Origin of the sequence: Clostridium sp. UBA1056 (assembly GCA_002316385.1) — a bacterium.
In the GTDB taxonomy this organism is placed as follows: Bacteria; Bacillota; Clostridia; order Clostridiales; family Clostridiaceae; genus Clostridium_J.
This window is the reverse complement of the sequence record DCDL01000018.1, coordinates 9,999-20,388: the sequence shown is the minus strand read 5'-3', so window position 1 is coordinate 20,388 and position 10,390 is coordinate 9,999. Positions and strand designations below refer to the sequence as shown.

The window sequence follows — 10,390 nt, the reverse complement described above, 5'->3', positions numbered from 1 at the left end:
TTTATTTTCAGATGCCTAAGATTATAAATTTAAAGATTAAAACAATAAATGAAGGGGAGAGTATGGGGAGAAATTTGAGTACAGGATTAGTTAAATATGATTGGAACTTCATTGAAAATTATAGTGATGAAGAAATTACCTATTTTCTAAGTTTAGAGGGAAAATCAATAGAAGCTATATGTAAAATTAGAAATTTAGATAGACCTACAGTTCAAAAGCACCTTATAAGTAGTAAAATTAAGTATAGATTTTTAGTTAAAAGTGAATCAACATCAGATTTATTTAAATCTTTAATTGTAGCAGCTAAGGAAGAAAGAATCCTAGTTTTAAATAGTTTAGACAGAGTAAATAAAGAAAAGCTAACTCATTTTTTAGTTAAAAATTATATGGAAATGGGACTTAAAGATAAAGAAGCTGCCATATGGATTATGGGTGAACTGAGAAGTAGTGCAACTGTAGAGATTCTTATAAAAGCAACAGTTAATAATCATGTAAATATCAGAAGAATGGCTATTTCAGCTCTTGGAAAGATTGGTGATCCAAGAGCTGAGAGAGCCCTTATTAGAGCATTAGAGGATAAAAATCCTCAAGTTATAAGTTATGCAGTGAAATCATTACAAAAGGTGAGTACTGGAGAAGCAGATGATAAAATAAAAGCTTTATTTTATAGCACTGATAAAGAGTATATTAAAAAAGCCTGTGAGAGTTATATAGAGCAAATAAATAGTGAAGAAATAAATAGGCGAGAAAACTGATCTATTATTTATTTGATAGTGCCTAAATTTAAATTTTACAAAGGGGGCTTAATTAATGAGTTATTTTACGGTGAAGGGAAGTGCTACTTCAGAATTTCAAGAGAAAAAATCTACTTTTATAGGTTACATAAAGAGAGTAAATACTGAAGAAGAAGCAAAGGACTTTGTAAATGAAATAAAGAGCATGCATAAAGAGGCAACCCATAATGTTTATGCTTATATAGTTGGAGAAAATAAAGGTATACAAAGGTACAGTGATGATGGTGAACCACAAGGAACAGCAGGTATTCCAGTATTAGAAGTTATAAAGAAAAATGATTTAACAGATGTAGTAGTGGTAGTTACTCGTTATTTTGGAGGTATTCTTTTAGGGGGAGGCGGATTAATAAGAGCTTACTCTAAAGGAGCCTCTACAGCCATTGAAGAAGCTGGTATTGTAGAAAAGGTAAGGGGATTAAATTTAAGATTTACTTTAGATTATGACTTAATAGGCAAGATACAATATCTATGTGGTACAAAGAATTGGCATATTGAAGATACCATATATACGGATAAAGTAGAGTTATTGCTATTCTCAGAAACTGAAAATAAGAAAATAATAATTGCGGCATTTATAGAAGCTACCAATGGAAAAGTTACTATATTTGAAGAGGATGAAGAGTACTTATTTAAAGAAGGCCATAGATACTATAGAGCTATTGAAGAATAGGTCTTGAAATTTGAAATTATTAGGCATATTATGTTATAATAGGTACATTGATTTTAAAGTTAACAATTATATATAGTACAGGAGGAAATTACTATGTCAGGACATTCAAAATGGCATAATATCCAAGCTAAAAAGGGCAAGGCAGATGCTAAAAGGGGTAAAATATTTACTAAAATAGGTAAGGAAATAGTTGTTGCAGCTAAAAATGGTGGATCCAATCCAGATTCAAATGCTAAACTTAGAGACGTTATAGCAAAAGCAAAAGCAGCTAATATGCCTAATGATACAATTGCTAGAGCAATTAAAAAAGCAGCAGGAGAGTTAAGTTCAGTAAACTATGAAACTATAATCTATGAAGGATATGGACCAGAAGGAATAGCTGTTATAGTTGAATGTCTTACTGATAATAAAAACAGAACAGCGGGAAATGTTAGATATGCATTTTCTAAGCAAGGGGGAAACATGGGAACCCTTGGATGCGTAGGATTCATGTTCCAAAGTAAAGGAGAAATCATTATAGAAAAAACTGATTCAGTAGATGAAGATGAACTGATGATGATGGCTTTAGATGCAGGTGCTGAGGACTTTGTGGCTGAAGATGAAGTATTTGTAGTAACTACAACTCCAGAAGATTTTGGTATAGTAAGAGAAGCCTTAGAATCTAATGAAATAGAATTCTTAGAAGCGGATGTTAAGATGATTCCAGATACATATACTGAAATCAGTGAAGAAGTTGCAACTAAATTCCAAAAGATGCTAGATGTACTTGAAGATGATGATGATGTTCAAAATGTATATCACAATGCTGGATTCCCAGAAGGATGGGAAGGTTAATAGTAGAAGCCAAGTAATATCAATGATTTGAGCGAATAAAATTAAATGATAAAATAAATTATAATTGAGATATACATTAATTTAGCTTTATGCTAAAGATATATATTAAGATTTAAAAGTCACCTTCTATCAATAAGATATGGTGACTTTTTTATGTTATTAAAAGATTTTGTATTTGAATTTCAAATAATAAATAGAAAAAGCCTATCCTTAATGATAAGCTCTTTCATCATATTGTTTTATTTCTTTTTATTTCGTTTTCTTAAAGTTATAGCTCCAACTCCTGCTAAAGTTATTCCACTTAGTATGATAAGTCCACTTCCTACCATTGCTCCTGTTTGTGGTAACTTCTTATCAGGCTTTTCTTTAGATGGCTTAATTGGTTCTTCTGGGTTTGGGTTTGCAGGTTCTTCTTTATTCGGATCCTCTGGCTCTGGTTTTGTAGGTTTTTCTTTATCTGGATCCTCTGGTTCTGGTTTTACAGGTTCTTCTCCTATACTAGCAAAGTCTGCACCGTATATTTTCTGAACATCTTTATTGTAGATAGCTTTTGCATTTCCAGCTTTATCTATGAAGATTACATGACTAATTTTCCATTCATTATCTTCAGCTAAGAATTCCGCATTTCCTACATATTTACCATCTTTATAGTTTAATACTAATTGTTGTTTTGCATTATCTTTTCTTACATATTCTACATAAGCTTTTTCTGAATATTCATCATCTGAAGTAATATATAATCTGTCATTTTCTACTTTTATTGCTTTTATTAAATCATTTTCTTGTAATGTGTATTGAGAACCATCAATCTCTCTAGCTATATGGATTTTTGCTGTACTTCTATCTTTACTTTCATCTGTTACAAATACTTTTAATCCATAATTCTTTAATATTAATCCTGATGGATTTCCCCAGTAATTTGCTGTATAATCATTACTATCGTTAAATACTGGATTCATGAAAGTGTTGTTATCATTTACAGTAAAAGTATTCTTATCAGAACCACCCTTGACTTCAAGATTGCTTCCTGGTCTTAAGCTAAATGCAGCATCATGCATTTGGTAGTTCATTTTGTCAGCTCCACTTTCACCATAAGTATACTTATATGTTACAGGATTCTGATCTGCATCTACAACTCCAACACAAAGTTCACCTGGATGTTCATTTGTATCTTGATCTGGTTTAAAACCATCATATTTACCATTTATATACCACATTACTAAACCTGGGTCATATTCAAGGCTTCGTCTTCCAATATTAATAGTTTGTAAACCTTGATCTACTAAAGTACCAGCGCCACTATTTCTCCACTCTAATAAATAATAATGATCGTAAACTTCTATACCATCGCTTTGTTTAAATCCATTTAAGTTGAATTTTGATTCTCCTTCTGAATTATCAGCAAATAGGGTACTACCATTATCAACAATCTTAATATCGTCGAAGTATATGCCTTCTTCTGGAGTATTAGAATCTGATCTAAATCTAAATCTAAAATCTACTTTTTTGCCTTTAAATTGACTTAAATCAAATGTAGCATCTAACCATTTATCTGATTTTTTAGATGAGTAATCAGTAAATCCCCAGCCTGGATTTCTATCTTTTATAGTATCTGGATCATTGTCTATTATCCATTGATCTACTTTATCTGTAGTTAGTCCAGTTTCATCTTGTATAGTTATCCACTCATCTGTACCAACTTCTTTTACTTGTACTGAACCAAAATCAAAATAAGGATCTATTGCATACCAAGTTTTAAAACTTAACTTTGGTGATGTTGTATTAGTTAAATCTATAGGTTCTTTTAAAGTCATATAATTTTCTAAATAATTGCCTTTACCACTAAAATAGCATTTTGCTCCTTCTGGTGGAGTCACAATTTGATTTCCTCGAGCTTCTGGTAATTTAATTTTTATAGCATCTTTGTTCTGCCCTTTTAAAGTCGCTTGATCTAGAACTATATCTATTCCTTTTTCATCAATATCTTCTAGATTTAAAATCTTAGAATTTTGCCAATTAGCTACCCTACCTCTTGCCTCAAAATCTTTTTGTAAGAATTCCTTACAATAAGCTCCATAACTTACTGGTTGAGAACCTCTTGGATCCCCTGTATAGCTACCGCCCATTATAGACCAATTCTCTACTGGTGGGTTTGAAGAATGATGATATAAATCTGGAAGTCCTAGAACATGTCCAAATTCATGATTGAAAAGATCTACTGGTAAATCTTGCTCAAATACTGTGAAATCTTCAATTGCGAAAGTTTTATTATTTTTATCTGTTACTGTAGGATTTTTTGAAACTAAATTTTGTCTTCTTTCCACTGAGAGTTTAGTCATATCTTCTCCAAAAATATTAAAGCCCCATCTAAAAGGCCATATAGCATCCTTACCTAAAGATCCTCCACCCCATTCTTCTCCTAAGCCTGGATGAAGAACAACTAAACTATCTATAATTCCATCAGGCTCATTATAATTTCCATCTCCATCTAAATCCCATTTATCCTCTATATCGAATTCAGATAGATCTAAATCTTTTGATGCTTTTTCAATGGCTTCTTTCACTAAATTTCTAGCTCTTGGTTGATCACTTCCACCTTCATTAGAACCATATTCTGCTGCATTATGATCTGCTGTATACCAACCAACAACCTTTCCTTTAAACTCATAAGCTCCACCTGATTCTTCCATAAAGAACTTATTTACGGTTATATGTTCTTTTCCATCGGAGGTTTTATAAGTGTTGTCTCCAAAGAATAACTTCTCATAAAATTCAGCAGTGGTTTCTGCTCCTGTAAAAGCATTAATTCTCCAGTCTTCTCTTGTGTCTAATTCAGTGTACTTGTAATCTGGAAAGTCGATTAAAATTACTAGTGGCTTTGACGTAAATTTTTCGCTACTATACCCCTTTCTTTGAATAGTACCTAGTGGATTTTTAAATTCACCCATGGTTTCAGCATAAGCTGATATTGTAGATCCGGCTGTCCCAAGCAACATCGAAACTGATAATGCGATACTTAAAAGTCTTTTGTTTTTCATTTTCTTCCCCCCAAAACAAAGTAGTTAGTGTAAAGATTTTTACACAATACTTTTTTAAAATTTTTTATACATCAAGAGTTCTAGAGTTTTTAATAAAAACAATATAACCCCTAATTTCGTCTTATAATTGATTCTTTGAGAAAATACAAATGATATAAGAGGATGTCATTGTCATGAGTTTCACTATAACTTATTTATGGTCAATATTTAATTACGATAATTTTCCTGCGTCTTGATTTTGTTGGTAGAAGCATTTTATTAAAGCAGATTATCTTTGATGATTAAAATATAAGTGTTTATACTATATGAAAATCTTAATAAACTTCTTAAGTATATACCTACTTCTGAGAAGTGCAAATTGAGGCCTCATTAGATCTATAGGTGATTTATTATAAAATGGAAGTTTGATAAATTAACTCAACTTTTTCATAAGTTAATTTATAATATAATGGTATATACTTCAGAGGTATTCTATAAAATATAATAACTGACTGTAATTCATGGGCATTATTCATTATTGTAAATTTTGAGAATATTACGTTGAAGTAATTATAAATCATTTTTTAAAAATTTGAAATACATTTTTGTATAATTTATTAACTTTTTCAAATTTTAGTTAATAGGTATACAATTATATACTTATTTGTTTAGTTTCGTAAAAAGTAAACTTCATTAGGATAGATTTAAATAAAACCTATTTTTCACCTTTGTAAATAATACTTATGGATAATTATATATAATTAATATGAGGATAAAATATGTAGATATAGATATATTTGAAGATGATGGCATTATTCAGAATATATATCGCAATGCTGAATTTCTAACGAGATGGTAAGGTTAATAGCTTTCAATTAATATAAAATATAAACAAATCACCTTATTTATATAAGGCCTAAATAAGGTGATTTTGATTAATGTAATATATACTTAGCTCAAACTATCTCAATAGACAAATCACTAAAACTTTACCATTTGAGTAACTATTTAAAAAGTTAACTTTTTAAATAGGGAAAATGTTAAATATATAGTCCTCATAAAATCTAAACAATTCATTTAAGTAGCTTAATTTATAGCTTTAAAAGTAACTTTTATTTTTAATTCTTGAACCAGGATGTGGTGCTAAGAATCAGAATTATGAGTAATTGTGCTAGAATGAGAGATTATTTACAATAAATTTAAAATTTAAGTGGAAAAATAAAGATAATTCTATTGAAGTTCATTATAAATTTATGATATTATATGTGCTATTAGTTAATAAGGATGTGTTTTATTGAAGAATATAAAATTTTATACAGGATTAATTATTACTTTCCTTATATCCTATATTTTAATTCAATTTGTAGATAATTATAGTTATTTCTTTGGGATAATTTCTAAATTATTATCACTATTAACTCCATTTTTCATAGGAATGATTTTAGCGTATATTCTATCTCCACTAGTAGATTTCATGGAGAGAAAGCTAAAGTGTAAAAGGTGGTTAACCATACTTATAATTTATGGAGTAGCTATAAGTGGTACTGTTATTTTTGTTATAATGATAGTGCCATATATTACTAATAGTATTATAGAGATAATAAATCAAATTCCTCAGTATTCGAAAGAAGTAGAAGCTTGGATTTTAAGTATAGCCAGTGGTATTGAAAGTACTTCTTTGGCTCAAATTCAAGAGGGATTACTTTCGATAATTCCTCATTTAGGTAGTTTTGCTAAATTTATATTAGATTATATATTGAGTACAACATTATCTTTAACTGCCCTAATTGTAAATGTAGTTTTAGGATTAATCATATCTGTATATATTATCATTGATAAAGAGGGTATATTAAGTTATATAAAGAAAATTACTAATATAATTCTAAAAAAAGAGAGAGCAAGCTTAGTTATTGATGTATGCAAAACATTTAATTCTAATGTGGGTAGCTATATTGTAGCTAAATCTATTGATTCTTTTTTTGTAGGTCTAGTAAGCTTTATTGGATTATCATTGGTAGGATCAAAATACGCATTGTTACTTGGAGTTATATGTGCAATAACTAATATGATACCTTACTTTGGACCTATTATAGGTATGGTGCCTGCAGTGATTATAAACATGTTCTATAGTCCTTCTGTGGCAATGTATTCTTTAGTATTTTTAGTAATTCTTCAACAAATCGAAGGAAACATTATAGAGCCTAAATTTGTTGGTGGAAAGTTAGGGTTAAGTCCAATCCTCACACTTCTTGCAGTAACTATTGGTGGTGGATTCTTTGGCATAATAGGGATGATTTTGGCAGTACCAATTATGGGAGTTATAAAAATTTACTTAGATAAAGTTATTGAGAAGTATAAGTACAGAGAATTACAATAATGAATTTAATGATTAAGGAAGTCTAAAAGCTTACCTAAAAGGAAGTAAATAATTAAAGTTAAGAAGCTATATAGCATAGAAGAAAGATTCTATAGCTATATAGCTTTTTTATATGAATTTCAAGGAAGATATTAAAAAGAAAAGTTTTTTCATACCATATTTTTCAGAAAAGCAAAAAGGAAATAAAGTAATAAATGTAGAAAGTTATGACAGAAAATATGTACATTATAATATTTAAGTGCATGAATATTAAGGGAATAGATTTCATATTCTATAGAGAATAAAAGTATATAGGTGGAATTGAGATGTTTAAGAATGTAATTGTAAGAAGACCATGTAAAGCTTTGGCAGAGGGGATAACCACAGCTAGTTTAGGAAAACCAGATTATGAGCTAGCCTTAAAACAACATGACAAGTATATTGAAACATTAAAGGAATGTGGTGTAAATGTTACAGTATTAGAAGCAAATGAAGATTTTCCTGATTCTTGCTTTGTAGAAGATGTGGTGCTTTGTACAAGAAAGTGTGCTATTGTTACACGTCCTGGTGCATTGAGTAGAAGAGATGAAATTTTGCAAAAAGATATGCAAGAAGCTTTAGAGAAGTTCTATAAGAATATTGAATATATCAAAGAGCCTGGTACCGTTGAAGCTGGAGACATAATGATGGTAGGAGATCATTTTTATATAGGACTTTCAGCTAGAACTAATGAAGAAGGTGCAAAACAAATAATTGATATACTGGGAAAATATGGATTAGATGGTTCAGTTGTACCTTTAAAAGAAGTATTACATCTTAAAACTGGACTTGCTTATCTAGAAAACAACAATTTACTTGTAGCTGGAGAATTTGTTACTAGTCCAATATTTAAAGACTTTAATAAAGTTGTAATTAATGAGGATGAAAGTTATTCTGCTAATTGTATTTGGGTAAATGACATAGTTATAGTTCCTGCAGGATATCCAACAACTAAAAAAGCTATAGAGGATTCTGGCTATGAAGTTAAAGAAGTAGATACTTCTGAGTATAGAAAAATAGATGGTGGATTAAGCTGCTTATCACTTAGGTTTTAATTAATAATAGGGGGATTTTATATGGTGAATAACACCAATTTACAAGATAAATCATCTGGCTTAGGATATGCAAGACTTACAGCAGTTGCCATAGGTGCAACTATAGGTGGAGGAGTATTTAGCTTAGCAGGGGACATGGCTGCTAATGGAGCAAATACTGCTGCTGTAATAGTAGGGTGGATAATTTGTGGAATAGGTATGCTAGCTCTTACTATGTGTTTCTTTGGACTAAATAAGATTAAGCCTCAATTAACAGGAGGAATATATAGCTATGCTAATGAAGGTTGGGGAGATTATGTAGGATTTAACTCTGCCTGGGGATATTGGATAAGTGCACTGCTTGCCAATGTATCCTATGCAACACTGCTATTTGCAGCTATATCTTATTTTATACCTATATTTGGAACAGGAAATAATCTATGGTCTATAGTATGTGCATCTCTAGTTATTTGGGTTATGAATTACTTAGTGTTAAGAGGGGTAAAAGAAGCAGCTGGTATAAACTTAGCAGTAACTATAAGTAAGGTTATTCCTATTCTTGTGTTTATAGTTGCAGTAATATTTATAAGAGCCTTTGATCCATCAATATTTATGGCAAATTTCTGGGGAGAGCCAGGAGGATTATCCTTTGTAGAGCAAGTTAAGGCTACTTCAGGAACTACAGTATGGGCATTTATAGGTATTGAAGGAGCAGTAGTTATTTCAGGAAGAGCTAAACGTTCTAAGGATGTTGGAAAAGCTACAATAACAGCATTTTTATCTGTAATAGCAATTTATATAATGGTATCCATGCTTAGTATGGGAGTTATGCCAAGGTCAGAACTTGCAGAGCTAGGTAATCCACCTATGGCAGCAATACTAGCAAGTGTAGTTGGACCTTGGGGAGCAGCTCTTGTAAATATAGGAGTAATTATATCTCTTGCTGGAGCTACTTTAGGATATACAATAATATCCTCAGAGTGCCCTTATCTAGCAGCTAAGAATGGAGTATTTTCTAAGGTTTTTGCTAAGGAAAATAAAAATGGAGCCCCTGTAAATGCTCTATATTTAACAAATGGAATAATTCAATTATTTCTTATAATAACCTATTTAAATAAATCAACCTATCAAATATTCTATACAATTTCAGCTAGTATGATTATGATTCCATACCTTCTAAGTGCAATGTACTATTTATTAATTGCTTTTAAAAAGGATGGATTTGTAGGAGAAAGCACTAAGACCACAAATATGGCTAGATTTATAGGAATCCTTGGAACCATATACGGTTGTTGGCTAATTTATGCTAGTGGGCTTACTGGATTATTAATTACAGCTATTCTATACGCTCCAGGTACATTAGTATATATAAAAGCTAAAAGAGAAAAGGGAGAAAAGTGCTTTGAAACTGTTAGGGATAAAATTATTCTTGGAGTAATAATAGCTATGGCTATACTATCTTTAATTCTTATTTTTAATGGCACAATAGCTCCATTTTAAATGGGATATATACAAATTAAGTTGTTAAATAATGAAATGAATTTTAATATTGAGTTAAAATATGCTAAATGAAAATATGAAAAAGAGGCTTTCGCAAAATGAGCTAATCTAAATAAATATTAAATAAGCACTTATATTATTAACGC

At 30.3% G+C, this 10,390-nt stretch carries 7 protein-coding genes; 6 read left to right on the top strand and 1 reads right to left on the bottom strand.

Annotation, left to right across the window (positions count from 1 at the left end; translation table 11 throughout):
- The 3 genes from B3W71_RS05480 to B3W71_RS05470 form a co-directional block, all read left to right on the top strand.
- On the top strand, positions 1-755 hold a 755-nt coding region (locus B3W71_RS05480; RefSeq protein ID WP_346887935.1), incomplete at its 5' end, for a HEAT repeat domain-containing protein.
- 55 nt (positions 756-810) lie between these two features.
- On the top strand, positions 811-1,464 hold the full coding sequence (locus B3W71_RS05475) for a YigZ family protein (RefSeq protein WP_346887934.1): 654 nt from the start codon (positions 811-813) through the stop codon (positions 1,462-1,464).
- Between the two features lie 93 nt (positions 1,465-1,557).
- Positions 1,558-2,298 (top strand): YebC/PmpR family DNA-binding transcriptional regulator, encoded by a 741-nt coding sequence (locus B3W71_RS05470; RefSeq protein WP_346887933.1) that lies wholly within the window; start codon positions 1,558-1,560, stop codon positions 2,296-2,298.
- Positions 2,299-2,537: 239 nt separating this feature from the next.
- Here the strand turns inward: B3W71_RS05470 and B3W71_RS05465 are convergent, their stop codons facing one another.
- A complete protein-coding gene (locus tag B3W71_RS05465) occupies positions 2,538-5,336 on the bottom strand; it encodes an immune inhibitor A domain-containing protein (RefSeq protein WP_346887932.1) in 2,799 nt (932 codons plus the stop codon).
- Between the two features lie 1,273 nt (positions 5,337-6,609).
- On the opposite strand from B3W71_RS05465, the gene B3W71_RS05460 reads away from it, so the two are divergent.
- The 3 genes from B3W71_RS05460 to B3W71_RS05450 all read left to right on the top strand — a co-directional run bounded on the left by B3W71_RS05460 (position 6,610) and on the right by B3W71_RS05450 (position 10,244).
- Positions 6,610-7,692 (top strand): AI-2E family transporter, encoded by a 1,083-nt coding sequence (locus B3W71_RS05460; RefSeq protein WP_346887931.1) that lies wholly within the window; start codon positions 6,610-6,612, stop codon positions 7,690-7,692.
- Positions 7,693-7,997: 305 nt separating this feature from the next.
- Positions 7,998-8,765, top strand: a complete 768-nt coding sequence (locus B3W71_RS05455; RefSeq protein WP_346887930.1) for a dimethylarginine dimethylaminohydrolase family protein — start codon at positions 7,998-8,000, stop codon at positions 8,763-8,765.
- A gap of 21 nt (positions 8,766-8,786) precedes the next feature.
- A complete protein-coding gene (locus B3W71_RS05450; protein WP_346887929.1) occupies positions 8,787-10,244 on the top strand; it encodes a basic amino acid/polyamine antiporter in 1,458 nt (485 codons plus the stop codon).
- Positions 10,245-10,390: the final 146 nt, after the last annotated feature.